Source organism: Aeromonas sp. s12 (assembly GCF_040907925.1).
GTDB classification, from domain to species: domain Bacteria; phylum Pseudomonadota; class Gammaproteobacteria; order Enterobacterales; family Aeromonadaceae; genus Aeromonas; species Aeromonas veronii.
On record NZ_JBFOCT010000013.1, the window covers coordinates 82,491 to 107,204 of the forward strand.

A 24,714-nucleotide genomic window follows, 5' to 3' on the forward strand; every position below is an offset into this window, starting at 1 on the left:
CATGAGTCCTGAAACCTTTGTCGACGTCTTTCGTGAGGCGCTCTGGCTGGTGACCATCATGGTGTGCGCCGTGATCCTGCCCAGCCTCGCTATCGGCCTGGTGGTAGCCATTTTTCAGGCGGCCACCTCCATCAACGAACAGACCCTGAGCTTTCTGCCTCGTCTTATCGTGACCCTGCTGGCCCTGGGAATTGGTGCTCACTGGGGAATGCAGAGTCTGATGGACTTCTTCATACTGATGGTCAATCAAATCCCCGAGGTGGTGGGATGACCTACACAACCGCTCTGATCATGGAGTGGTTGTCTTCCATCCTCTGGCCGCTGGCGCGGGTGAGCAGTCTGCTGATGGTGATGGCGGTGTTCGGCAGCCGCCTCGCTCCTGCGCGGGTACGGATGGGGCTGGCTTTGGCCATCACCTTTCTGATTGCCCCGCTGCTCCCGAAAATGCCCCCCATTGAACTCTTCTCTGCCGGCAGTTTTCTGGTATTGGGCCAGCAACTGCTGATCGGAATTGCCCTCGGCCTGATGACCCAGTTTCTGATGGAGAGCTTCGTGATGGCCGGTCAGGTCATCGCTATGCAGACCAGTCTGGGTTTTGCCACCCTGGTGGACCCGATGAATGGCCAGTCTGCCCCCGTGGTGGGTCAGTTTTATCTGATGCTGGCGACCCTGGTGTTTCTGGCGCTGGATGGTCATCTGGTGATGCTGCGGCTGGTCATTCTTAGTTTCGAGACACTGCCTGTCTCCGAGCACGGCCTTTCGGTTTCGTCCATGAAAACCCTGAGTGCGTTTCTGGGTGTGATGTATCAGGCTGCTTTGGTGATGTCGCTCTCAGCCATCGTCGCCTTGCTCTTAATCAACTTCGCCTTTGGTGTCATGACCCGGGCGGCGCCGCAACTCAACATTTTCAGTATCGGTTTTGCGGTCAGCATGATGTCGGGTCTGCTGATCCTCTGGCTAACTATCGGCGGGTTCCTCGGTCACTTCGACATCATGTGGGAGCGGGTGCAGGAGGTCAGCTGCGAGCTGATCAACACCCAGTGTTTCGGGGGCGCTCATGGCTGATACCGACCAGGAACGTACCGAACAACCCACGGGCAAACGACTGCAACAGGCCCGTGAAAAAGGGCAGATTGCACGTTCAAAAGAGCTGGGGACCGCCAGCGTGTTGCTCTCGGCGGTTTTTGGCCTGCTGATGCTCAAGGGCTCGCTGGCGACGGCCATGATCAAGGTTGTCACCATGGGCTTTACTCTGGACAGGGAGCAGGCTTTCGATCCCAATGCCATGATCGCCATGCTGCCGGCGCTGCTGGGGGAACTGGTTCTTCCGCTGGGACTCTTGTTTGCACTGGTGGCGATTGCCGCTTTTATCGGCAACACCCTGATGGGGGGGATGAACTTCTCCACCGAAGCCATGATGCCCAAGATGAGCAAGCTGAGTCCGCTCAGCGGCCTCAAGCGAATGTTCGGGGTGCAGTCGCTGATTGAGCTGGTCAAATCCATCGCCAAGGTGGTGTTCATCACCCTGTTTGCCTGGTGGATGTTATCCAGCCAGTTCAATCACCTGCTCAACCTCTCCATGGAGGGATTTCCCGGCGGCATTATCGATGCGCTGGAGCTGTTTCTCTGGATGTTGATCATCCTCTGCTGCGCCCTGCTTCCCATCGTTGCCATCGACGTGCCGTTCCAGCAGTGGAATCACATGCGTCAGCTCAAGATGACCAAACAGGAGGTCAAGGACGAGTTCAAGGACAGCGAAGGCAAGCCCGAGGTAAAGGGCAAGATCCGTCAGTTGCAGATGCAGATGGCGATGCGCCGGATGATGGGGGATGTACCCAAGGCCGATGTGGTGATCACCAACCCGACCCACTACTCGGTAGCGCTCAAGTATGATGCGGGCAAACCCGGTGCCGCGCCCAAGGTCGTGGCCAAGGGCACCGATGAAATTGCAATGAAGATCAGGGAGATCGCCAGAGAGTACGAGATCCCCATCATGCCGTCACCGGCTTTGACCCGGGCTATTTACCATTCAACCGAGCTGGGCCACGAGATCCCGGAAGGGCTGTTTGCGGCGGTTGCCCAGGTGCTCGCCTATGTCTTCCAGCTCAAGAAATTCCGTCGTGGTCAGGGGCGCCGTCCCCAACCGCTGGCTAAAGATCTGCCCATTCCGACCGAATATCGCAAATGACAAAGTTCTGACGTAGTCAAAATAAATCCATTGTATTTCAATGTCTTGTATTGTTGGCTTGATGTTTGCTTTAATCTGGCACCAGCAGGTTGAAATTGAGAAGCGCGATGGAATTCAAGGCAGTATTGGGCCAGTTCAAAGAGTACCGAGGAGTATTGGGCAAAGGCCTTGGCACCCCTCTGCTGGTATTGGCCGCGCTCGGCATGGTGGTGTTGCCCATCCCGCCGCTGATGCTGGATGTGCTCTTCTCCTTTAACATTGCCCTCTCCATCGTGGTGCTGCTGGTATCCGTTTATACCCGCCGTCCCCTCGAATTTGCCGCCTTCCCGACCGTACTGCTGCTCGCTACCTTGCTGCGGTTGGCGTTGAACGTTGCCTCGACCCGGGTGGTGTTGCTGGAAGGTCATAATGGTAGTGCGGCGGCCGGCCATGTGATCGAGGCGTTCGGTAACGTGGTGATCGGCGGCAACTATGCGGTCGGCATCATCGTTTTCACCATCCTGATGATCATCAACTTTGTGGTCATTACCAAGGGTGCCGGGCGGATCGCGGAAGTGAGTGCCCGTTTTACCCTTGATGCGATGCCAGGCAAACAGATGGCCATCGATGCCGATTTGAACGCCGGCCTCATCAATCAGGAAGAGGCGAAGAAGCGTCGCCAGGATGTGACCCAGGAAGCCGACTTCTACGGCTCCATGGATGGTGCCTCCAAATTCGTCAAAGGGGATGCCATTGCGGGCATCATGATCCTCTTTATCAACATCATCGGCGGCTTCATCATCGGGATGATGCAGCACCAGCTGACCTTCAGCGAATCGGCCGAGATCTATACCCTGTTGGCCATCGGTGACGGTCTGGTGGCGCAGATCCCCTCCCTGCTGCTCTCCATCGCCGCCGCCATCATAGTGACCCGTCAGAATACCGATCAGGACATGGGAACCGCGGTGCTGGGTCAGCTGTTTGACAATCCCAAAGCCCTGATCATCTCCGCCGGTATTCTGCTGATGATGGGACTGGTGCCGGGGATGCCCCATTTCGCCTTCCTGAGTCTGGGGGCTCTTGCCGCCGCTGGCGCCTGGTGGTTGCTGCGCCGCGAGAAACTGGCGGCCGCCAAAGCGGCCAAGGGTGAGCTGTTGCCTGCCACAGCCGAGCAGCCTCATGAACAGAAAGAGCTGAGCTGGGACGATGTGATGCCGGTGGACATCATCGGGCTGGAAGTGGGTTATCAGCTGATCCCGCTGGTGGATCGCAATCAGGGTGGCGAACTGCTCAACCGGATCAAAGGGGTGCGCAAGAAACTCTCGCAAGAGCTTGGCTTTCTGGTCCCGGCCGTCCACATTCGCGACAACCTGGAGCTGGCGCCAAACCAATACCGCATCACCTTGATGGGGGTCAGTACCGGCGAGGCCAATGTCTACCATGATAAGGAGATGGCCATCAATCCGGGGCAGGTGTTCGGCCAGATCCAGGGGATAGCCACCCGGGATCCCGCCTTCGGACTGGAAGCGGTCTGGGTTGCCAAGGAGATGGTCTCTCAGGCACAGACGCTGGGGTATACGGTGGTGGATACCGCGACCGTGGTGGCTACCCATCTGAGCCAGATTCTGACCAATCATGCGGCTCTGCTGCTGGGTCATGACGAGGTACAACAACTGCTCGACATGATTGGCAAACATCAGAGCAAGCTGGTCGAAGGGTTGGTGCCGGAAGTGATCAGCATGGGTAACCTTGTGAAGGTATTGCAGAATTTGCTCAATGAAGGCGTGCCAATCCGCGATATGCGCACTATCCTGCAGACCCTGGTTGAATACGCGCCGCGCAGTCCGGATCCGGAAGTGCTCACGGCCGCTTGCCGGATTGCCCTGCGTCGCCTGATTGTGCAGGAGATTGCAGGCCCCGATCCCGAGCTGCCGGTGATTACCTTGGCGCCGGAATTGGAACGTATATTGCATCAATCCCTGCAGGCAGGTGGCGGTGATGGTGCCGGTATTGAGCCGGGTCTGGCAGAGCGGATGCAGCGCTCGCTGGTGGAAGCCACTCAACGACAAGAATTGGAAGGCCAACCGGCCGTGCTTCTGACATCGGGGATCTTGCGCAATACCCTGGCGAAATTTGTCAAGAATGCCATTCCTGGATTGCGCGTTCTGTCTTATCAGGAAGTGCCCGACGACAAGCAGATCCGCATCGTCAGTGCGGTAGGGCAGAACTAGTTAGCGGAGACGACGGGTGAAGATTAAGCGGTTTTTTGCCAAGGATATGCGAACGGCTCTGGCCGAGGTCAAGGAGACTCTCGGGCCTGACGCTGTCATCATGTCCAACAAGAAGGTCACCGGAGGGGTAGAGATAGTCGCCGCAGTCGATTATCAATCCCAGGTTCCGGGGCCTAAAGATGCGCCGGTTCGCCGTCAGCTGAACGATGAGAGCGTCAATATTTCGTCTGCTGCACGGCAGATGATCCGCCCCGAGCCGTCGCCGGCGAAGGAGCAGAACGAACATTATGCCGATACCCTGGCCGCCTTGCTGGCGCGCCAGCAGAAGCTCAAGCCGGGCAATGGGGCGCCAATGGGCAATACCCAATCTGCCGGTCTGGCCGCTGCCAATGCAGCGCCCAGAACATTGGCCGAGCAGGGGCAGTGGGGCGCCGCTCCGGAGCCTGCCAAACCCAAGGTCCGGGTTGCTTCCGGCCAGCGTGCTCCTCAACCTGCCCAGCGGGATCAGGAGATGGAAGGGATGCGCAAGGAGATGGCCAGCATCCGCAAATTGCTGGAGCACCAGATCTCCGGGCTGATGTGGCAAGAGGTGGAGCGCCGCGAACCGATGCGGGCCCTGTTGATCAAGGAGCTCAAGAAGCTCGGCTTTGATGATGCCTTTGCCGATCAACTGGCGGGACTGATCCCCGAAGATATGTCCATCCATCAGGCGATGGCCCAGTTGGCCGAAGTGCTGACGGCCCAGCTCAAGATCAGTGAGGACGAGATCATGCGTCAGGGCGGCGCGGTTGCACTGCTTGGCCCGACCGGGGTGGGCAAAACCACTACCATCGCCAAGCTGGCTGCCCGTTTCGCCATGAAGTATGGCGCCGAGCAGGTGGCGCTGATCACCACCGACAACTACCGGATTGGTGCCCATGAACAGCTGCAGACATATGGTCGCATCATGGGGTGTCCGGTTCGTCAGGTGCGTGATGCCGAAGAGCTGGCCAGCGCGCTTTATCAGTTCCGCCATCGCAGGTTGGTATTGATCGATACGGCAGGGGTTGGCCAGCGGGATATCCGCCTGACCGAGCAGCTCGATACCTTGGTCAAGAATGCCAAGGTGCGGATCCGCAGTTATCTGGTGATGTCGGCCACCTCCCAGCGTCGGGTGATGCAGGAGGCGGTCGACCATTTCCGGCGTATTCCGCTTAGCGGCTGCATACTTACCAAATTGGATGAAAGTCTGAATCTGGGCGAAGTGATTAACGTGTGTATCCAGAATTCATTGCCCATCAGCTATATCACTGACGGACAAAGGGTTCCGGAAGATATTCAGGTTGCCAATGCGGCGCAGCTCGTCGGGGCTGCCATGGGCTCGCTGGAGCGAGAAACAGAGGAGCCCTATTTCTGGGGCGCAGGCTTTGGCGAGGCCGAAGATTCGGAGTTTTATGAGTAACATGTATATGGATCAGGCGAGTGGTCTGCGCAAAATGCGTCAAAACAATCGAGTAAAAGTAATCGCCGTTTCCGGTGGTAAAGGTGGCGTGGGCAAGACCAACGTGACCCTGAACGTGGCCGGAGCCATGGCCGCCCAAGGCAAGCGGGTGATGGTGCTGGATGCCGACCTGGGTCTGGCCAACGTCGACGTCATGTTGGGGCTGCGGGTTCATCGCAACCTCTCTCACGTGCTGGCGGGTGAGTGCACCATCGACGATATCATCGTCGAAGGCCCCTACGGCATGATGATCGTGCCTGCGACCTCAGGCACCCAGTCCATGGTCGAGCTTTCTCCGGTGCAGCATGCCGAACTTATCCGTGCCTTCAGCGAAATGAAGACCCAGGTCGACATCCTGCTGGTGGATACGGCTGCGGGGATCTCCGACATGGTGCTGAGCTTCACCCGAGCAGCTCAAGACATCATGGTGGTGGTCTGTGATGAGCCGACCTCCATCACCGATGCCTACGCCCTCATCAAGATCCTCTCCAAGGATCACGGCGTGTTTCGTTTCAAGGTGGTGGCCAATATGGTGCGCAGTCTGCGCGAAGGGCAGGAGCTCTTTGCCAAACTGACCCGGGTCACGGATCGTTTCCTCGACACTTCGCTGGAGCTGGTCGCCTGTGTACCTTATGACACCAACCTGCGTGCCGCCGTGCGCAAGCAGAAGCTGATTGTCGAGGCGTTTCCCAAGTCGCCGGCCGCACTGGCGTTCCGAGCCCTTGCCAACAAGGCGGCGAGCTGGCCGGTTCCCAACCAGCCGGGCGGCCATCTGGAGTTTTTCCTGGAAAATTTGTTGCAGAAACCGGCCACAACACAGGAAGGTTCCCGTGAATAAAGCCCAAGCGTACTTGCGTCATCAGGATTCCTATGTGCTGGTGGAGCGTCATGCTCCCCTGGTCAAGCGAATTGCCCAGCATTTGTTGGCTCGCCTGCCCAGCAGTGTCTTGCTGGATGACCTGATCCAGGCAGGTATGATTGGGCTGCTTGAAGCCTCCCGCAATTTTGACGGTAGCAAGGGGGCCAGCTTCGAGACGTATGCCGGGATCCGCATCCGAGGCGCCATGCTGGATGAGATCCGGCGTGGTGACTGGGTACCCCGCTCTGTGCATCGCAACAGTCGGGCTATTGCAGAAGCGATCGAGAATGTCGAGCAGACGCACGGTCGTGACGCGCGAGATAACGAAGTTGCTGCCGAGATGGGGGTCTCCATCGCTGATTACCATGCGATGCTGCAAGACGTCTCCTGCGGCAAAATTATCGGCATCGAAGATTTGGGGGTCAGCGAGGATGTGATCGGCAACCCCGATGATGCCCCTTCAGGCTCGGGATTCGATGAATTGGCTGCCGAGCGATTTCAGATTCAATTATCCGAGCAAATTGGTCGTCTACCAGAGAGAGAAGCTTTGGTTCTCTCTCTTTACTACGATGAAGAGCTGAATTTGCGTGAAATTGGCGAGGTTTTGAATGTCAGCGAGTCGCGTGTGAGCCAGATCCACAGTCAGGCAATGCACAGATTGCGTGCTCGTTTGAGAGATTGGCATCTATAAGTGTTTGTACTGGCTACACTGAGATGAAACTCTAAGGCATAATCCGCACGACACAACCCGTTTTTAGCATCATGTAAGTGAGCCACTCTGGTGGCTATTTAGGAGGGAATTTTGGACAAGAACATGAAAATCCTCATTGTTGACGATTTTTCAACGATGCGCCGGATTATCAAGAACTTGCTGCGCGACTTGGGATTCAACAATACCCATGAGGCGGATGACGGCAATACAGCGCTGCCGATGCTGAAAAATGGTGATTTTCAGTTTGTAGTTACCGACTGGAACATGCCTGGCATGCAAGGTATTGACCTGCTTAAAGCCATCCGTGTCGATGAGAAGCTCAAGCATCTGCCGGTACTGATGGTAACCGCTGAAGCCAAACGTGAGCAGATCATTGAAGCCGCCCAAGCTGGCGTCAACGGTTACATCGTCAAGCCCTTCACCGCAGCAACGCTCAAAGAAAAACTCGACAAAATTTTCGAACGAATTGGCTAAGGAGCTGCAGGGATGATGGCCAAAACGAGAGCAATGATTTCGCTCGACCAGGCAAGGATGCTTGTTGCTCATCTGGAGCAAGGCGAATTTGAGCTGGCCGATGAACTGCTTGCCGAAGTATGTGCCCCCAACGCAGCCGATCTGTTTGAAAAAGTAGGTCAGCTGACCCGACAACTGCATGATTCACTTCAAGAATTTCGCCTTGATCCCCGTATTCCCGATTTGGCTACTCATGATATTCCCGATGCTCGGGAGCGCTTGAGCTACGTTATCGATATGACCGACAAAGCGGCCAATCGCACAATGGATGCGGTGGAAGCCAGTTTGCCGATAGCGGATCGCCTGAATGACAATATCCAGCTGGTGATGCCGAACTGGAATGCCCTGATGTCTCGTGACATGAGCGTGGGGCAGTTCAAATCCTTATGTCACCAACTTGATGATTTTATTAAGGCTTCAGAGTCTGATGCCGATAAATTACGGCAACTGCTGACAGAAATCCTGATGGCACAAGATTTTCAGGATTTGACAGGTCAGATGATCCGCAAGGTCATCAAGCTTGTTCAGGAAGTTGAAACAAAATTAATAGAAATGCTGACCATGTTTGGTGAGGCTTCTGCTGAGCATTCAACTCGTAGTATTCCTGTCAACGGGATTGAAGCAGAGGGCCCTATCATGAACCCCGAGGCTCGTGCCGATGTGGTCAATGGTCAGGATGATGTGGACGATCTGCTGTCTAGCTTGGGATTCTAATGGAGTGACGCATGGCCTTCGAAGTTGATGAAGACATACTGCAAGACTTTCTGGTCGAAGCATCCGAAATATTGGAACAGTTGTCTGAACAACTGGTCGACTTGGAAAAGCGGCCCGATGACAAGAACCTGTTGAATGCCATCTTTCGCGGTTTCCATACCGTGAAAGGGGGGGCAGGTTTTCTGTCGCTCGGTGAACTGGTTGATGTATGCCATGGTGCGGAAAACGTGTTCGATATCTTGCGTAATGGCAAGCGAACCGTTACTGCGGAGCTGATGGATGTGATCCTGCAAGCGCTGGATGCCATCAATGTCATGTTTGCCCAAGTTCAAAATCGCGAAGCACCCAGCCCTGCGTCAGATGATTTGCTTCATGACCTCCACGAGTTGTGCAAGCCAGAAGGGGAAGAGCAACTGCGTACTGCAACCAGTGCGGCTGCGGTTGTAGAATCTGAACCTGCAGCACCGGCAGTTGTTGAAGAAGTTGCTCCAGAAGTTGTTGAACCCGCAGCCATCAGCAGCGAGCCTGCTCCTGTCAATGGCGGCGGCTCGATCGATGAAATTTCTGCAGACGAATTTGAACGTCTGCTGGACGAGCTTCACGGCGTGGGTGGGGCTCCGACCAAGACGGCTGCAGCAGCCCCGATAGCGGGTGGCTCTGGCGATATCACCGATGATGAGTTTGAGGCCTTGCTGGACCAGCTCCATGGCCAGGGACAGCACATGGGGGCACCAGAGGTGAATCCTCTGAAGTCGGTGCAAAAAGAGGTGGACGAGCTTATCGATGATGATGAGTTTGAGCGTCTGCTTGATGAATTGCATGGCCGTGGCCAAGGGCCTCAGAGTACTCTGGCACCTGCCGCACCTGCCGCACCTGCCGCACCTGCCGCACCTGCCGCACCTGCTGCGGTGACTCCGCCCAAACCGGCCACTCCTGTAGCCAAACCTGCACCGGCTGCTCCCGCAAAACCTGCCGAAGCAGCCAAAGCACCAGCGCCTGCCGCCAAGGCGGCGCCTGCGCCAGTAGAAAACAGTGCCGTGCAAAGCGATACGACGGTGCGGGTGGATACCAAGACTCTCGATGTCATCATGAACATGGTAGGCGAGTTGGTACTGGTTCGTAACCGGCTGGTGAGCTTGGGTATTGCCAGCAATGATGAAGAGATGTCAAAGGCGGTTGCCAATCTGGATGTGGTAACGGCTGACCTGCAAGGTGCGGTGATGAAAACCCGCATGCAGCCAATCAAGAAGGTATTTGGTCGTTTCCCGCGCGTGGTGCGTGATCTGGCCAGAACCCTCAAGAAAGAGATTGAGCTGGTGATGGTGGGGGAAGAGACAGATCTGGATAAAAACCTGGTAGAGGCGCTCGCCGATCCTCTGGTTCACCTCGTTCGCAACTCATGCGATCACGGGGTCGAAATGCCGGATGTTCGTGAGAAAGCGGGCAAACCGCGGCAAGGGACGATCACCCTTAGCGCCTCCCAGCAAGGCGATCATATCCTGCTTTGCATCGAGGATGATGGAGCAGGGATGGATCCTGAGAAACTCAAGTCCATCGCTATCAGTCGCGGTGTTCTGGATGCAGATACTGCCGCTCGCATGAGCGACAACGATGCCTATAACCTGATCTTTGCCCCGGGCTTTTCAACCAAGGCCGAGATCTCCGATATCTCTGGCCGTGGTGTCGGAATGGATGTGGTTAAAACTAGCATTGTCAGCCTCAATGGGTCGGTGCATATCGATTCCACTTGGGGGAAAGGTACCCGTCTCGAAATCAAGGTTCCGTTGACGCTGGCCATTCTGCCAACTCTGATGGTGGAAGTGGGTGAGCAGACCTTCGCACTTCCCCTTGGTTGTGTGAACGAGATTTTCCATCTGGATCTGAAAAAGGCCAACATGGTTGATGGCCAGCTCACCATCATTGTGCGCGAGAAGGCGATACCGCTCTTCTATCTGCACAAGTGGTTGATTCGTGGCGCCAACAAGCGTTCACGTCAGGATACCGGACATGTGGTGATCGTGCAGATTGGCACTCAGCAAATCGGGTTTGTGGTAGACAGCTTGATTGGTCAGGAAGAGGTGGTGATCAAGCCACTTGATAACCTGCTGCAAGGCACCCCTGGCATGGCCGGTGCGACGATTACCAGTGATGGCGGAATCGCTCTTATTTTGGATGTGCCGAGTCTGCTCAAAGCATATGCGCGTAGACATTAATAGCTCAGGCCCAAGGAGTTAGAAAAACAACAATGGCAGTCAAGGTATTAGTTGTCGACGATTCGAGCTTCTTTCGCCGTCGGGTGAGCGAGATCATCAATCAGGATCCCATGCTGACGGTGATTGATACGGCCCAGAATGGACGTGAAGCGGTGGACAAGGCGATGTCGCTGCGCCCTGATGTGATCACCATGGACATCGAAATGCCCGTGATGGATGGCATCAGTGCGGTGCGGGAGATCATGGCCAAGTGCCCAACCCCCATTCTGATGTTCTCCTCCCTGACCCATGAAGGGGCCAAGGCTACGCTTGATGCGCTGGACGCCGGTGCCCTCGACTTCTTGCCCAAGAAGTTTGAGGACATTGCCAGAGACAAAGATGAAGCGGTCAGACTGTTGCAACAGCGGGTAAAGGAGATCTCCCGCAAGCGCTTCCTGATGACATCCGCTGCTCGCCCCAAAGCACCTGAACCGGTTGCTCGTGCTCCTCTGGGCAGCACTGTGCCCAGAACTTCAGATCGTCAGCCTGACCTGCAACGTACTGTGCCAAACGCTTCATTCAAGCGCAGTGGCAAGAGTTATCAGTTGGTGGCGATCGGTACTTCTACCGGCGGACCTGTTGCTTTGCAAAATGTGCTGACCAAGTTGCCGGGGGATTTTCCCCATCCAATCCTGCTTATCCAGCATATGCCAGCCACTTTTACCGCCGCCTTTGCTGCCCGTCTCAACGGGTTATGCCAGATTGGCGTCAAGGAAGCGGAAGATGGCGATGTGCTTAAACCAGGACATGCCTACCTTGCTCCCGGTGGCAAACAGATGCTGCTGGAAGGTCGTGGTGCAGGGGCTCGCATTCGCATCGTGGATGGCAACGACAAGGTCAATTACAAGCCTTGTGTGGATATTACCTTTGCCTCTGCGGCCAAGACCTATGCCGACAAGGTATTGGCGATTGTGCTGACCGGTATGGGCGCAGATGGCCGTGATGGCGCCAGACTGCTGAAAGAGCAGGGATCAACCATCTGGGCTCAGGATGAGGCTTCCTGCGTGGTATATGGTATGCCCCAAGCAGTAGCCAAAGCGGGGATTGCCAGCGAATCACTCCCTCTGGACAAGGTGGCCCAGCGTATTCTGGTTGAGTTGGGGCGCTAATCATGGGCTTGCTCGGTCTGCTCCTGGCATTGGGGGCTATTGCCATTGCCCAACTGTGGCATGGCGGCTCCCTGTTGACGCTGGTGGACGGCCCCGCTTTTTTGATCGTGCTGGGTGGTACCGTCGGCGCCGTCACGTTGCAGACTCCAGCCAAGTACATCTTGCTGGCGTTGCGCCAGCTGTTATGGATTTTTATCCCTCCCCGCCAAGATCTTGCGACGCAGGCCGAACGGTTGCAGTCATGGGCAGTCTTTGCGCGCCAGCAAGGGCTGCTTGCCCTTGAAAATCAGGCCGAGCAGGAGGAGGACAACTTTACCCGTCAAGGGCTTGGCATGATTGTCGATGGGGTATCCACAGAGGATATCCGTATGCTGCTGGAAGCGGACATCGATATCGAACAGGAGCGCAATGAACATGCCGCCAGGGTATTTGAAGCCATGGGGGGGTACAGTCCGACCATCGGGATCATCGGTGCCGTGCTGGGCCTGATCCAGGCCATGTTTCATCTCGAAGACCCCTCAGCACTGGGGGCGGGTATCGCAGTGGCATTTGTGGCAACCATCTATGGAGTGGGGTTTGCCAACCTCATCTACCTGCCTATCGCCAACCGGCTACGCGCATTTCACTATCACTATGCACTCTTTCAGGAGATGACCCTGGAAGGGCTGCTGGCTATTGCCCATGGTGAAAACGGCTTGCAGGTTGAACGCCGACTCAGGGCCTATTTGAAAGGAGAGTAGCCATGCGCAAGCGCTATCGGTTGCACTTGCAGGGTCGCGAGCATCTTGACCGCTGGCTGGTCTCCTATGCCGATTATATGACGCTGATCTTTGCCTTGTTTGTGGTGCTCTACTCTGTTGCACTGGTGAATAAGGACAAGTATCGCGCGGTGATTGATGGTATGAGCCAGGCGTTCAGTGTCATGCAGTCTGGCGGCAATGGCTTGCTTGAAGGGCAGGGTAATTCCCTGCTGGATAACCCGGTATCTGCCTCTCCATCATTGCTGGAAAGCCCAGCATCCCCCTCTCCTTCACTTGCTCCTATTTCTGGTGTGCCAGTGCTGCAAGATGGCGCGACACTTGCAAAACTCGATATGCAGTTGCAACAGAGCATGGGCTCGCTGGTGGATGCCGGTATCGTCAAACTGACGCAAGATGAGAATTGGCTGACGATAGAACTTAGTTCCGGGTTGTTGTTTGGCAGCGGTAGTGCTTTTTTGGGACCAAACGCTGCACCGGTCATTAATACTCTTTCAAGTATTCTCAAACCGGTCGATAACTATGTAAGGGTTCGGGGTTATACCGATAACCAACAGATAAATAATGAAATTTATCGTTCTAACTGGGCGCTTTCTGCTGCTCGGGCCGAAGCGGTACTCAATGGTTTGATTGCAGATGGGATCGCCCCCCAGCGTCTGGCGTTCGAGGCATATGGCGAGTTTTCCCCCTTTGCTGACAACGGCAGCGAGCAGGGCAGACTGCAGAATCGCAAGGTTGTGGTCGCTATCTCCAAGTTTGCCTGGGTGCCGCCAGCACCTGTGGTTGCAACGCCTACGGTAGTTGCTGAACCGGTTCCTGCTGTACAACAGGCGGTGGATGCAGGAGAGATAAAGGTGATCACCTTGCCCGGTGGTGGCATACGCATAACAACAAGGCAGGATTGATACAGTGATTGTTTGGACGGTTGCCAACCAGAAAGGTGGTGTGGGTAAAACCACCACAGTGGTCTCGCTTGCGGGGATCCTGGCCCAGCGTGGCCAGCGGGTGCTGTTGATTGATACCGACCCCCATGCTTCGCTGACTGCATATCTTGATTTTGATTCAGATCGCCTGGATGGAACCCTCTATGAGTTGTTTCAAGCTGTCAAACCGACAGCCGAGCTTGTCAATAAACTGACGCTCAAGACCAAGTTCGAAAATATCAACTTACTGCCAGCATCTATTACCTTGGCGACCCTTGATCGGGTGATGGGAAATCGTGAGGGGATGGGGCTGGTACTGAAGCGGGCACTGCTGCGAATTCAGGAGCAATACGATTACGTGCTGATCGATTGCCCGCCAGTGCTGGGGGTGATGATGGTCAACGCGTTGGCTGCCTGCGATCGCATTCTGGTGCCTGTCCAGACCGAATTTCTGGCCCTCAAGGGGTTGGAGCGGATGATGAAAACATTCGAGATCATGCAGCGTTCCAAGCGTGACAAGTTCCGCTATACCGTGATCCCGACCATGTTCGACAAGCGCACCCGTGCCTCTCTGATGACCTTGAAGTCGATCAAGGATCAATATGGAGATTCAGTGTGGAATGCGGTGATCCCTATTGATACCAAGTTTCGGGATGCCAGCTTGCTGCATATCCCCCCGTCTATCTATTCTCCTGGGAGTCGTGGAACCTATGCATATGAAACGCTGCTCAACCATCTTGATGCTCTTGAGCGGCAACGGGTTCATGAGGTGACGGCATGAGAGATACCATTCAAGTACGGGCGATGGATGACTATTTCCACTCCCTACTGCTCGATGAGCCACTGGTGCTGGATGAGGTGGAAGAGGTTCAATCTGCCCCTGTTTTGCAGTTGCAACGTCAGCCCCAAAGCGTCCCCGAGGTAGTCGCCTCACCTTACCTCGAAAGCGATCCACGGCTTGCCCAGCTCGGTGAGCTATTGGCTCAGGTGGGACAAGTCCAGTTTGAGAATGACGCCTTCACCCAGGAGATAACACTCACCGCACCGCTGGAGATTGTGGCGGAGGAGTCACTGTTGCCGGTGGAGCCTGAGTGGCCTGCGGAGGTGCTGCTCCCCGAGGTTGCGGAGCCCCATACTACTATCCTGACCGAGACAGCGCTGGAGGTTGCTCCGGGAGAGGCCAGTGAACCGGTCGCCTGGGAAAATATCGATACCGGCAAAGAGTTTCAGGCCCTTTTCTTTGAAGTCGCGGGTGTGACGTTTGCGGTCCCGTTGACCGAGCTGGGTGGTATTCATCAGCTGGGCGAGATCACCTCCCTGTTTGGCCAGCCGGGCTGGTACAAGGGGATCATGACCTCTCGCGAGCAGAAGATGAATGTGGTCGATACTGCCCAGTGGGTCATGCCGGGTCAGCATCTCGAGATGGATGATTACAAGTATCTGATTATGCTTGGTGAATCGCCGTGGGGATTAGCCTGCCACCATCTCAAAGGGACTGAATTGTTACACCGTGACCAGGTGAAATGGCGCCATCAGGAGGGCAAGCGCCCCTGGTTGGCGGGCATGGTTAAAGAAAAAATGTGTGCCCTGTTACACGTCCGCGAATTGCTCCTGTTGCTGGAGCGTGGGGTTAACATAGAAGGTCGCTGATAACTTCTGCAATCGAGCTGTTTTATTGCTAGTTTTAGCAGTAGACGTTTTCATAAAAGGAATAAAAACATGACAGAAAAGCGCAATATTGCACAGAATCTGGCCGAAGATGAAGTGCTGCAATGGGTAACCTTCCAACTGGAAAACGAAACCTACGGCATCAATGTGATGCAGGTTCAGGAGGTGTTGCGCTACACCGAAATTGCACCGGTGCCGGGTGCGCCTGAGTACGTGCTGGGGATCATCAACCTGCGTGGCAATGTGGTGACTGTTATCGATACCCGTTCCCGTTTCGGTCTGCCTTCTGGTGATGTGAGTGAAAACTCCAGGATCGTGATCATCGAGGCCGAGAAGCAGGTGATTGGCATCATGGTCGACAGCGTGGCGGAAGTGGTTTATCTGCGCTCTTCCGAAATCGATGCAGCACCTGCGGTCGGTACTGAAGAGAGCGCCAAGTTTATTCAGGGGGTGAGCAACCGTGATGGGCAACTGCTGATCCTGGTTGACTTGAACAAGCTGCTCTCCGATGAAGAGTGGGAAGATATCGGTTCCCTCTGATAAGTAAGGTGATGTTTTGATAATCGAGATGGTTGCCTTGGGGATGTCCCTGATTGCCTTGGCGTTTGCCTCTTATATTTGGTTCAAGAGCAAGCGCAGCAAGCAGGAGTCCGAGGCCAGTGTGGCAACCCTGCAAGGTCAGTTGGAAAGCTTGCGCAAGCAGATGATGGAACTCCATACTGGCGCTATTGGCATGGGGCAGCGTCTGCAGTCGGTGGAAGGGACGATGCAGCAGGTCAATGAGCGCCAGCAAGAGCTGACCATGCAGGATCCCGAACGCAGGCTCTACAGCCGAGCGGCAAAGATGGTCGAACTGGGCGCCGATCTTGATGAAGTCATGAGTGAGTGCGAGTTGCCAAAGGCAGAGGCAGAGCTCTTGATATCGTTGCGAAAAGGTCGCTCTTGATGATTCAGGAAGGCAATTGCCTTCCTGAATTTTATGGCGTGCAGCCGCTTGCCCCCCGGCTGCGTTGAGCGGATGGTTTCTACCGCATTTTCTTTGTGATCCCGGTCCCCAGTCAGTTCAATTGTTGCATCTTTGAAAAGACGTATTCCAATACTGTGTTAAGATGCAGACCGCTTCATTTTCTCTGAAAAAATCCCCATGCTGCTTCAAGTTAACAATCTGAGCTGCGTGCGCGAAGATCGCACTCTGTTTGAACATCTCTCTTTCTCTGTTGCGCCCGGCGATCTGGTGCAAATTGAAGGGCCCAACGGGGTCGGCAAGACCAGCCTGTTGCGGTTGTTGACCGGGCTGTCGCAGCCGTTTGCCGGTGAGGTGTGCTGGAATGGGGAGAATATTCGTCACTGTCGCGATGAGTATCATGCCAATCTGCTCTATCTCGGTCACCAGCCAGGTGTCAAAGCGGCGCTGACCCCTTTTGAAAACCTGAAGTTCTACCAGCAGTTACATCACCCGCAGCAAACAGAGATCGACTTGTGGCAGATATTGGCCCGGGTAGGGCTGGCGGGGTTTGAAGAGAACCCGACCGGGCAACTCTCTGCCGGCCAGCAACGCCGGGTGGCTCTGGCCAGACTCTGGCTGTCACAGAAACCGGCACTCTGGATCCTCGATGAACCCTTTACCGCCATCGACAAGCAAGGGGTCAAGGTGCTCGAGCAGCTCTTTCTGGCCCACGCCGAGCGGGGTGGCATGGTGATCCTCACCACTCATCAGGATCTGACCCTGATGCAGGGACGGCTGAAGACTATCTCGTTGACCCCCTTCGCATCGACATTGCAGGAGTAACGCCATGTTGCGCGCTGTTATGCACCTTATTCACCGTGAACTGCTGATGGCTCTGCGCCAGCGTTCCGATATTCTCAATCCGCTCTGGTTTTTCCTCATCGTCATCACCTTGTTTCCGTTAGGGATTGGCCCGGAGCCCAAACTGCTGGCCCGTATTGCCCCGGGGATCATCTGGGTGGCGGCGCTATTGGCGGCCATGCTGTCGCTGGAGCGACTGTTTCGCGACGACTTTGCCGATGGCGCGCTGGAGCAGATGATGCTGATGCCGCACCCGCTGGGCTTGCTGGCGCTGGCGAAAGTGGTTGCTCACTGGCTGCTGACCGGCTTGCCGCTGCTGCTTATCTCTCCCTTGCTGGCGATTTTGCTGTCGCTGGATATGAACACCTATCTAGCCGTCGTCGCGACGCTGGCACTGGGCACTCCTGTATTGAGCCTGCTCGGCGCGGTCGGGGTCGCGTTGACGGTGGGATTGCGCAAAGGCGGGGTGCTGCTCAGTCTGCTGATCCTGCCGCTCTATATTCCGGTACTGATTTTTGCCACCTCAGCCATCGATGCCGCGGGGATGAGCTTGCCCTATGGCGGGCAGCTTGCCATTCTGGCCGCCATGCTGGTGGGGGCTTTGACACTGACGCCGCTGGCTGTGTCGGCGGCGTTGCGGGTCAGTCTCAACTGATGGCTGTGAGTTGAACCGAATTTGGCTCCGAATGGGGTCTTTCTGCAAAAAATAATGTTGCGATGGATCAAGGAGAGTGCCGCTTATTGCTTTCGGGGTATTTGATGCTGCCCTGCGGTCGGTATGGTAGGCCTCGCCAAACGATTAATAACAAAAAGGTTTTGTGAGCTATGTGGAAATGGTTGCACCCTTATGCCAAACCGGAGCGTGCCTATCAGCTGGCAGGCACGCTGTTGCCCTGGTTTGTGGTGATTAGTCTGCTCTCGTTTGTGATCGGTACTGTCTGGGGCCTCGCGTTTGCGCCAGCGGATTACCAGCAGGGAGATTCGTTCCGGATCATCTATATCCACGTGCCTTCCGCCATTCTCTCCATGGGAGCCTACTCCACCATGGCGGTGGCCGCCTTTATCGGCCTGGTGTGGCAATTGCGGATGGCGGACATGACGGTTGCAGCCATTGCGCCGGTCGGCGCCGTATTTACCTTTATTGCCCTCTTTACCGGTGCCGCCTGGGGCAAGCCGATGTGGGGAACCTGGTGGGTCTGGGATGCGCGGCTCACCTCTGAACTGATCCTGCTGTTTCTCTACCTCGGCGTGATTGCTCTCTACAACGCCTTCAGCGACAAGGTGGTCGCTGGCCGTGCGGCCGGCATTCTGGCACTGGTTGGGGTGATCAACCTGCCCATCATTCACTACTCGGTGGAGTGGTGGAACACCTTGCATCAGGGGGCTACCATCACCAAATTTGACAAACCCTCCATTTCACCCGAGATGCTCTGGCCGCTGTTGATCATGATCCTGGCGTTTGCCGCGTTTCTCGGGGCCCTGACCCTGATGCGTTTTCGTAATGAACTCCTGATGCGGGAGTGGCATCGCCCCTGGGTCAAAGAGATTGCAGAGCAGGAGAAGTAAGCATGCACTTTGCCTCTTTCAGTGATTTTATGGCGATGGGCGGTTACGCCTTCTATGTCTGGCTCTCTTTTGGCCTGACGCTGGTGTGTCTGGTCGGCATCATCATTTCTACCCGCATGAAAACCCGCAGCCTGCTCGGTGAGTTGCGCAGCAAGCAGGCGCGTGAGGCCCGTCGCAAGGCGGCCCAGCAGATGGAGAACACCCTATGAACCCGAGACGCAAAAAACGCCTCACTATCATTCTGGCCATTACCCTGGGTCTGGCGACCGTCAGCGGGCTGGTGCTCTACGCCCTCAGTCAGAATATCGACCTCTTCTACACCCCGAGCGAGCTGGTGGAGGGGAAGGGGCCGGACAAGATCAAGCCGGAAGAGGGGCAGCGCCTGCGCATCGGTGGGTTGGTCGTGCCGGGGTCGGTGCAGCGGGATCCCCAGAGCCTCAAGGTTGCCTTCAAGCTGGTGGATAACGGCGGTCATCTGGTGAAGGTCGAGTTTGACGGCATCCTGCCGGACTTGTTCCGTGAAGGGCAGGGGATTGTTGCCCAGGGCACCCTCAAGGATGCCACGACCGTAGAGGCGTTTGAGGTGCTGGCCAAGCACGATGAGAACTACATGCCGCCGGAAGTGGCCGATGCCACCAACGGCATGCACTTCAAGCCGGAGTATACCGAGGCGCAGTTGAAGGGAGCCAAGCAGTGATCCCTGTGGTGTTTGCCTTTTCCGCTTTGCCTGCCGTACCTGGTGCGGCTGTTGTCACCGTTCAATTGAAAGGAATGCCTTCATGATCCCGGAATTAGGTCAGTTTGCGCTGATCCTGGCCTTTGCCACCGCTCTGCTGCTGGGCAGTTACCCGCTGCTTGGCGCCAGTTGGGGGCGTCTTGGCATGATGTCGGCGGCCCGTCCGCTCGCTTATGCCCAGTTCTTGTTGCTGCTGCTGTCGTTTCTCTGCCTGACTTGGGCCTTTATCGATAACGACTTCACCGTGCAGTATGTGGCCACTAACTCCAACAGCCTGCTGCCGCTCGCATATCGCATTTCCGCCGTATGGGGCGCCCACGAAGGCTCCCTGCTGCTGTGGGTTCTGACCTTAGGGGGCTGGACCGCGGCGGTGGCCATGTTCAGTCGCCGTCTGCCGCTCGATGCGGTGGCGCGGGTGCTCGGCGTGTTGGGGCTGATCTCGGTCGGTTTCACTGCCTTCGTGTTGTTCACCTCCGATCCCTTCACCCGCACCTTGCCCTATTTCCCGGTAGATGGTCGTGACCTCAATCCGCTGCTGCAGGATCCGGGTCTTATCTTCCATCCGCCGATGCTCTACATGGGTTATGTGGGCTTCTCGGTGGCGTTTGCCTTTGCCATTGCTTCGCTGATGACCGGCCGTCTCGATGCGACCTGGGCCCGCTGGTCGCGCCCCTGGACCATGGCGGCCTGGGTATTCCTGACCCTCGGTATCGTGCTCGGCTCCTGGTGGGCTTACTACGAGCTTGGTTGGGGCGGCTGGTGGTTCTGGGATCCGGTAGAAAACGCCTCCTTCATGCCTTGGCTGGCGGGTACCGCTCTGCTGCACTCGTTGGCGGTGAGCGAGAAGCGCGCCACCTTCAAGGCGTGGACCGTGCTGCTGGCCCTCTCAGCCTTCTCGCTGAGCCTGCTGGGTACCTTCCTGGTGCGCTCCGGCGTGCTGGTGTCGGTGCATGCGTTTGCCTCCGACCCGACCCGTGGTCTGTTTATTCTCGGCTTCCTGCTGGCGGTGATCGGCTCATCCTTGCTGCTGTTTGCCTTCAAAGGCTCGCAGGTGAAGAGCCACGGCAAACACGAGCTGTGGAGCCGCGAGACCCTGCTGCTTTGCAACAACATAATGCTGGTGGCAGGTCTGCTGACCGTGCTGCTCGGCACCTTGCTGCCGCTGGTGCACAAGGAGCTGGGGCTGGGGAGCATCTCTATCGGTACTCCCTTCTTCAACCACATCTACAGCTGGTTGATCATCCCGTTTGCCCTGCTGCTGGGGGTTGGCCCGCTGTTTCGCTGGCGTCGTCAGGAGCTGGGGGAACTCAAAAGCAAGGTGGTCGTGGCACTGGTGCTGAGTCTGGCCGCAGCCTTGCTGTTGCCGCTGCTCTTTGCCGAAACATTCAAGCCGTGGGCAGCGGTAGGGATTGGTCTGGGCGCCTGGATCATCGTCACCAGCGTGCAGGAGACCTGGGCGCGGGCCACTCACAAGCACAGCTTTGCGGTCGGTGTGCGCAAGCTTGGCAACAGCCACTGGGCCATGATCCTCGGCCATGTGGGGTTGGCAGTCAGCATCATTGGTATCGCCTGCACCCAGAACTACAGCATCGAGAAGGATCTGCGAATGCAGGCGGGTGATCGGGTGCACTTTGCCGATTACGAGTTCGTCTTTGCCGGGATAAAAGAGAAGAACGGCCCCAACTACGATGGCTTCAAGGGCGTGCTGGAAGTGCACCGCAATGGCAAGCAGGTCGCCCTGCTCAAGCCCGAGAAGCGGATGTACAAGGTGAGCCGGATGCCGATGACCGAAGCGGCCATCGATGCCGGTATCACCCGCGATCTCTATGCGGCGCTGGGGGAACAGCTCGACAACGGTGCTTGGGCGGTGCGGATCTACTACAAGCCGTTCGTGCGCTGGATCTGGTTCGGCGGCGTCTTTATGGCCATTGGTGGCGTGCTGGCGATGCTCGACAAGCGTTACCGTTTCGGCCGTCGTGAGGAGGAGGCCAAGGCATGAACAAAAAGACCTGGTTGTTTTTAATCCCCTTTATCGTCTTTTTGCTGGGGGCTGTGTTCTTGTTCAAAGGGCTCTACTCCGATCCCACCAAGCTTGAGTCCGTGATGGTGGGTAAAGAGGTGCCGGTGTTCACCCTGCAGGACATTTACGATCTGAAAAAGCAGCACGATCGCAGTATCCTGACCGGTCGCCCCATGCTGCTCAACGTCTGGGCCACCTGGTGCCCCACCTGCTATGGCGAGCACACCTACCTCAAACAGCTGGCGGGACAGGGTATTCCCATCATCGGCATGAACTACAAGGATGAGCGCGACAAGGCGATCAAGTGGCTGGCGGAGCTGGGCAACCCCTATCAGGTCAACCTCTATGATCCGGACGGCATGCTGGGGCTGGATCTCGGGGTATACGGCGCGCCGGAGACCTTCTTTATCGACAGCAAGGGGATCATCCGGTATCGCCACGTGGGGGATATCAACCCCGAGAACTGGGCGTCGACCCTCAAACCCATCTTTGATGCCATGAAGTGAGGGGAGTCTTGATGAGAGTATTTATTGCTTCCCTGCTGCTGTTGCTGGGATGGGTGGTGCAAGCGCCGGCCATGGCCGCTATCGATGTCTACACCTTTGACAACGACAATCAGGAGCAGGTCTTTCGCGAACTGACCAAGGAGCTGCGTTGCCCCAAGTGTCAGAACCAGGATATCGCCGACTCCAATGCTGGGCTGGCCAAGGACTTGCGCGACAAGACCTACCAGATGGTGCGCGAGGGCAAGGATAAAGATGAGATCGTGGATTACATGGTGGCCCGCTACGGCAACTTTATCCTCTATAACCCGCCCCTGATGGCCTCCACCCTGATCCTCTGGCTCGGTCCGCTGCTGGTGATCCTGATTGGTGGCGCCGTGGTCGTGATGCGCAGTCGCCGGACTCCTGCGGTGAAAAAACAACTGGATAACGCCCTGAGCGAGGAGGAGCAGCGCCGACTGGCCGAGCTGCTCAAAGAGGAAGAGAAACAATGACCGCTTTTTGGATAGTGATTGCGGGTTTGCTGGTGCTGGTGAGTCTGGCGCTCGTCGTGCCGCTGTGGCGTGGTGAAGGCAAACAGAGCATCAGTCGCTCGGCGCTCAACAAACAGCTCTATCGCCAGCGGCTGCTGGAGATTGGCGAAGAGCGCGAGCAGGGTGTCCTGGCTGAGGAGTCTGACTCGCTGGTCGAGCTGCAACGAAGCCTCTTGGATGATATTCCCGATGTGGAGCAGACAGCCCGCAGTGGCAAGAGTCTGATCTGGATCCCGGGTGTGCTGGTGCTGTTGGTGGTGAGTCTGGGGCTCTACTACAAGTTGGGCTCCTGGCAAGAGGTGAGTCGCTGGCAAGATGCCAGCAGCCGTCTTGGCGAGCTGAGCAACCGCATTCTGGTGGAACGCGATGCCCAGGTGACCGAGCAGGATCTGCTGGATTTCACGCTGGCACTGCGTACCCGCCTCAAGGATGAACCGAACGACTACCGCGGCTGGCTGCTGCTGGGACGCTTGGCGCTGGATGGCAATGATCCCGAGATGGCCAGCGAGGCGCTGGAGCGGGCCTACACGCTGGCTCCCCAGAAATCGCTGGTGGCGGTACCCTACGCGCAGGCGCTGATGATGACGGGGGATGAGGCGCAAGCGGATGCCCTGTTGCAAGCGGCTATCGCGCAGGATCCGGACAATATCGAGGCGCGCTCTGTCTATGCCTTTATGGCGCTGCAAAAAGAGGACTTCCAGACCGCGCTGGCTCGCTGGCAGGCGATGTTGCCACTGATGGAGAAAGGTACTCCCCGTTACGTGATGGTCGAGCGCTCCATGGAGTATGCCCGCGCGCAGCTCAAGCAGCGCGGCATCGAGGTGACGAATTCAGGCGCAGCCAAAGCGGGCGCAGTTGAGGGACAACCGCTGGCGGTGAAGGAGGGGGAATTCCCCATCCACGTCACGTTGGCGGCGGGCATTCAGATGCCGGAAGATGCCCATCTCTTCGTCTTTGCCGTGGTGCCCAACGGGCCGTCCATGCCCATCGCCGTGAAGCGTATCGCAGGGCCAACCTTGCCTGTTACCCTGTCACTCGGGGATGGCGATGCCATGATGGAGGGCAGCAAACTGGCGGCCTATCCGGAGCTGCAGTTCAAGGCACGTCTCTCGCGCGGCGGCAATGTGATGAACAAGGAAGGAGCCTTCGAAGGGGTATCCGTGCCGGTCAAGACGGCCGAGATCCCTGCTGCTCCGATTGACATCCGCATCGATCACGCCCTCTAATATGCCTTTGGATAACCCGGCTCCTGGATAGGAGCCGGGTTATCTATACTTCTGATAAATCAAAATAAAACGTCAGGACAATCATATGTATCTTCGTTCAGGGGCCATACTGGCAGCCCTCTTGCTGGCTGGCTGTGCCGGTGGCCCACCCAAGCCTGGCCCAGAGAGTCTGGATCTCAATCCCGGCATGAATAATCCGGGTGCCACCAGTACGGCGGCCGATCCCCGCGATCCCTTCCAGGGGGCCAACCGGGCCATGTGGGCGGTCAACTATGATGTGCTGGAACCCTATGTGGCACGTCCTGTGGTACATGCCTATGCCCGCTACATTCCGGTAGGGGTGAAGGATGGCATTGCCAACTTTGTTGCCAACTTTGATGAGCCAAGCAGCATGGTGAACCATCTGATCACCGGTGATTTGAAGGGGGCGGGCACCAACCTGGGGCGCTTTACCCTCAACACCACGGTCGGTCTGCTGGGTATCTTTGATGTGGCCAAACATGCCGGCCTTGAGCGTAACAAGCTGGAAATGGACACAGTGCTGGGCAGGGCCGATATCGGTAATGGTGCCTACATCATGGTGCCTGTCTACGGCCCGACTACCACCCGGGAGCTGGTTGGTGATGCGATTGACAGCTTCTACTTCCCCTATGCCCTGTTGACCTTCCCGATGAAGGTCGCACACTGGGCGCTGGATGGCTTGGGCACACGTGCCAAGCTGATCGATCAGGAGCGGATCATCGACAACTCCCTCGACCCCTATGCGCTAACCAAGGACTTCTACCTGCAATATAACCAGGGCAAGGTGACGGGCAAGCAGACCGAGCTGAAAGCGTCTCAGCAAGAGCAGGCCGACGATGCCAATCTGGATGAATATATGGACGAGTTGGACCAGTAAACGGGCTATCTCGATATGTAAAAGGCGCCTGCGGGCGCC

The 24,714-nt window shown here is 56.6% G+C and carries 27 protein-coding genes; all 27 read left to right on the plus strand.

What is annotated here, in order from left to right:
- Position 1: 1 nt before the first annotated feature.
- The 27 genes from fliQ (at position 2) to AB5Y67_RS05925 (ending at position 24,675) form a co-directional block, all read left to right on the plus strand.
- Complete coding sequence (gene fliQ, locus AB5Y67_RS05795; protein ID WP_042082491.1) at positions 2–271, plus strand: flagellar biosynthesis protein FliQ; 270 nt, start codon at positions 2–4, stop codon at positions 269–271.
- Positions 268–1,065 (plus strand): flagellar biosynthetic protein FliR, encoded by a 798-nt coding sequence (gene fliR, locus AB5Y67_RS05800; protein WP_005353677.1) that lies wholly within the window; start codon positions 268–270, stop codon positions 1,063–1,065. The genes fliQ and fliR overlap by 4 nt, the downstream gene beginning before the upstream one ends.
- Positions 1,058–2,188 (plus strand): flagellar biosynthesis protein FlhB, encoded by a 1,131-nt coding sequence (gene flhB, locus AB5Y67_RS05805; RefSeq protein ID WP_150996454.1) that lies wholly within the window; start codon positions 1,058–1,060, stop codon positions 2,186–2,188. The genes fliR and flhB overlap by 8 nt, the downstream gene beginning before the upstream one ends.
- A gap of 107 nt (positions 2,189–2,295) precedes the next feature.
- A complete protein-coding gene (gene flhA, locus AB5Y67_RS05810) occupies positions 2,296–4,398 on the plus strand; it encodes a flagellar biosynthesis protein FlhA (RefSeq protein WP_167556838.1) in 2,103 nt (700 codons plus the stop codon).
- Between the two features lie 16 nt (positions 4,399–4,414).
- Positions 4,415–5,839 (plus strand): flagellar biosynthesis protein FlhF, encoded by a 1,425-nt coding sequence (flhF, locus tag AB5Y67_RS05815; protein ID WP_199428357.1) that lies wholly within the window; start codon positions 4,415–4,417, stop codon positions 5,837–5,839.
- Between the two features lies 1 nt (position 5,840).
- Positions 5,841–6,716 carry a MinD/ParA family protein gene (locus tag AB5Y67_RS05820; RefSeq protein WP_013723550.1) on the plus strand — a complete coding sequence of 292 codons (876 nt, stop codon included), beginning with the start codon at positions 5,841–5,843 and terminating at the stop codon, positions 6,714–6,716.
- Positions 6,709–7,428: an RNA polymerase sigma factor FliA gene (locus AB5Y67_RS05825; protein WP_064340922.1), complete on the plus strand. Its 720-nt coding sequence runs from the start codon at positions 6,709–6,711 to the stop codon at positions 7,426–7,428. Before AB5Y67_RS05820 ends, AB5Y67_RS05825 begins: the two co-directional genes overlap by 8 nt.
- A gap of 111 nt (positions 7,429–7,539) precedes the next feature.
- Positions 7,540–7,923, plus strand: a complete 384-nt coding sequence (gene cheY / locus AB5Y67_RS05830) for a chemotaxis response regulator CheY (protein WP_013723552.1) — start codon at positions 7,540–7,542, stop codon at positions 7,921–7,923.
- A 12-nt stretch (positions 7,924–7,935) separates the two neighbouring features.
- Positions 7,936–8,676: a protein phosphatase CheZ gene (locus AB5Y67_RS05835; RefSeq protein WP_005353668.1), complete on the plus strand. Its 741-nt coding sequence runs from the start codon at positions 7,936–7,938 to the stop codon at positions 8,674–8,676.
- Between the two features lie 11 nt (positions 8,677–8,687).
- Positions 8,688–10,889, plus strand: coding sequence for a chemotaxis protein CheA (locus tag AB5Y67_RS05840; protein WP_368207580.1), 2,202 nt, complete (start codon positions 8,688–8,690; stop codon positions 10,887–10,889).
- A 32-nt stretch (positions 10,890–10,921) separates the two neighbouring features.
- A complete protein-coding gene (locus tag AB5Y67_RS05845) occupies positions 10,922–12,037 on the plus strand; it encodes a chemotaxis response regulator protein-glutamate methylesterase (protein WP_150389466.1) in 1,116 nt (371 codons plus the stop codon).
- Between the two features lie 2 nt (positions 12,038–12,039).
- On the plus strand, positions 12,040–12,777 hold the full coding sequence (locus AB5Y67_RS05850; protein WP_064340925.1) for a flagellar motor protein: 738 nt from the start codon (positions 12,040–12,042) through the stop codon (positions 12,775–12,777).
- Between the two features lie 2 nt (positions 12,778–12,779).
- Positions 12,780–13,700, plus strand: coding sequence for a flagellar motor protein MotB (locus AB5Y67_RS05855; protein ID WP_064340926.1), 921 nt, complete (start codon positions 12,780–12,782; stop codon positions 13,698–13,700).
- A gap of 4 nt (positions 13,701–13,704) precedes the next feature.
- A complete protein-coding gene (locus AB5Y67_RS05860; protein WP_005353663.1) occupies positions 13,705–14,499 on the plus strand; it encodes a ParA family protein in 795 nt (264 codons plus the stop codon).
- The gene (locus AB5Y67_RS05865) at positions 14,496–15,368 is read left to right on the plus strand and encodes a chemotaxis protein CheW (protein WP_064340927.1); all 873 of its coding nucleotides are present in this window, start codon (positions 14,496–14,498) and stop codon (positions 15,366–15,368) included. The genes AB5Y67_RS05860 and AB5Y67_RS05865 overlap by 4 nt, the downstream gene beginning before the upstream one ends.
- A 69-nt stretch (positions 15,369–15,437) precedes the next feature.
- A complete protein-coding gene (locus tag AB5Y67_RS05870; RefSeq protein WP_005298836.1) occupies positions 15,438–15,926 on the plus strand; it encodes a chemotaxis protein CheW in 489 nt (162 codons plus the stop codon).
- A 28-nt stretch (positions 15,927–15,954) separates the two neighbouring features.
- Positions 15,955–16,332: a DUF2802 domain-containing protein gene (locus AB5Y67_RS05875; RefSeq protein ID WP_064341019.1), complete on the plus strand. Its 378-nt coding sequence runs from the start codon at positions 15,955–15,957 to the stop codon at positions 16,330–16,332.
- 198 nt (positions 16,333–16,530) lie between these two features.
- Complete coding sequence (ccmA, locus tag AB5Y67_RS05880) at positions 16,531–17,175, plus strand: cytochrome c biogenesis heme-transporting ATPase CcmA (RefSeq protein ID WP_005362034.1); 645 nt, start codon at positions 16,531–16,533, stop codon at positions 17,173–17,175.
- 4 nt (positions 17,176–17,179) lie between these two features.
- A complete protein-coding gene (gene ccmB, locus AB5Y67_RS05885; protein WP_005353658.1) occupies positions 17,180–17,848 on the plus strand; it encodes a heme exporter protein CcmB in 669 nt (222 codons plus the stop codon).
- 170 nt (positions 17,849–18,018) lie between these two features.
- On the plus strand, positions 18,019–18,759 hold the full coding sequence (locus tag AB5Y67_RS05890; RefSeq protein WP_021229891.1) for a heme ABC transporter permease: 741 nt from the start codon (positions 18,019–18,021) through the stop codon (positions 18,757–18,759).
- A 2-nt stretch (positions 18,760–18,761) separates the two neighbouring features.
- Positions 18,762–18,968, plus strand: a complete 207-nt coding sequence (gene ccmD, locus AB5Y67_RS05895) for a heme exporter protein CcmD (RefSeq protein ID WP_019444732.1) — start codon at positions 18,762–18,764, stop codon at positions 18,966–18,968.
- Entirely contained in the window at positions 18,965–19,456 is a 492-nt protein-coding gene (gene ccmE, locus AB5Y67_RS05900) for a cytochrome c maturation protein CcmE (RefSeq protein ID WP_005334685.1), read from the plus strand. The genes ccmD and ccmE overlap by 4 nt, the downstream gene beginning before the upstream one ends.
- Before the next feature lie 82 nt (positions 19,457–19,538).
- Complete coding sequence (locus AB5Y67_RS05905) at positions 19,539–21,494, plus strand: heme lyase CcmF/NrfE family subunit (RefSeq protein ID WP_101529891.1); 1,956 nt, start codon at positions 19,539–19,541, stop codon at positions 21,492–21,494.
- Positions 21,491–22,021: a DsbE family thiol:disulfide interchange protein gene (locus AB5Y67_RS05910; RefSeq protein WP_064335794.1), complete on the plus strand. Its 531-nt coding sequence runs from the start codon at positions 21,491–21,493 to the stop codon at positions 22,019–22,021. The genes AB5Y67_RS05905 and AB5Y67_RS05910 overlap by 4 nt, the downstream gene beginning before the upstream one ends.
- 11 nt (positions 22,022–22,032) lie before the next feature.
- Positions 22,033–22,512, plus strand: coding sequence for a cytochrome c-type biogenesis protein (locus AB5Y67_RS05915; protein WP_064340931.1), 480 nt, complete (start codon positions 22,033–22,035; stop codon positions 22,510–22,512).
- Positions 22,509–23,777 carry a c-type cytochrome biogenesis protein CcmI gene (gene ccmI / locus AB5Y67_RS05920; RefSeq protein WP_123172601.1) on the plus strand — a complete coding sequence of 423 codons (1,269 nt, stop codon included), beginning with the start codon at positions 22,509–22,511 and terminating at the stop codon, positions 23,775–23,777. The genes AB5Y67_RS05915 and ccmI overlap by 4 nt, the downstream gene beginning before the upstream one ends.
- 85 nt (positions 23,778–23,862) lie before the next feature.
- The gene (locus AB5Y67_RS05925) at positions 23,863–24,675 is read left to right on the plus strand and encodes a VacJ family lipoprotein (protein WP_005334673.1); all 813 of its coding nucleotides are present in this window, start codon (positions 23,863–23,865) and stop codon (positions 24,673–24,675) included.
- The last annotated feature ends 39 nt before the right edge of the window (positions 24,676–24,714 follow it).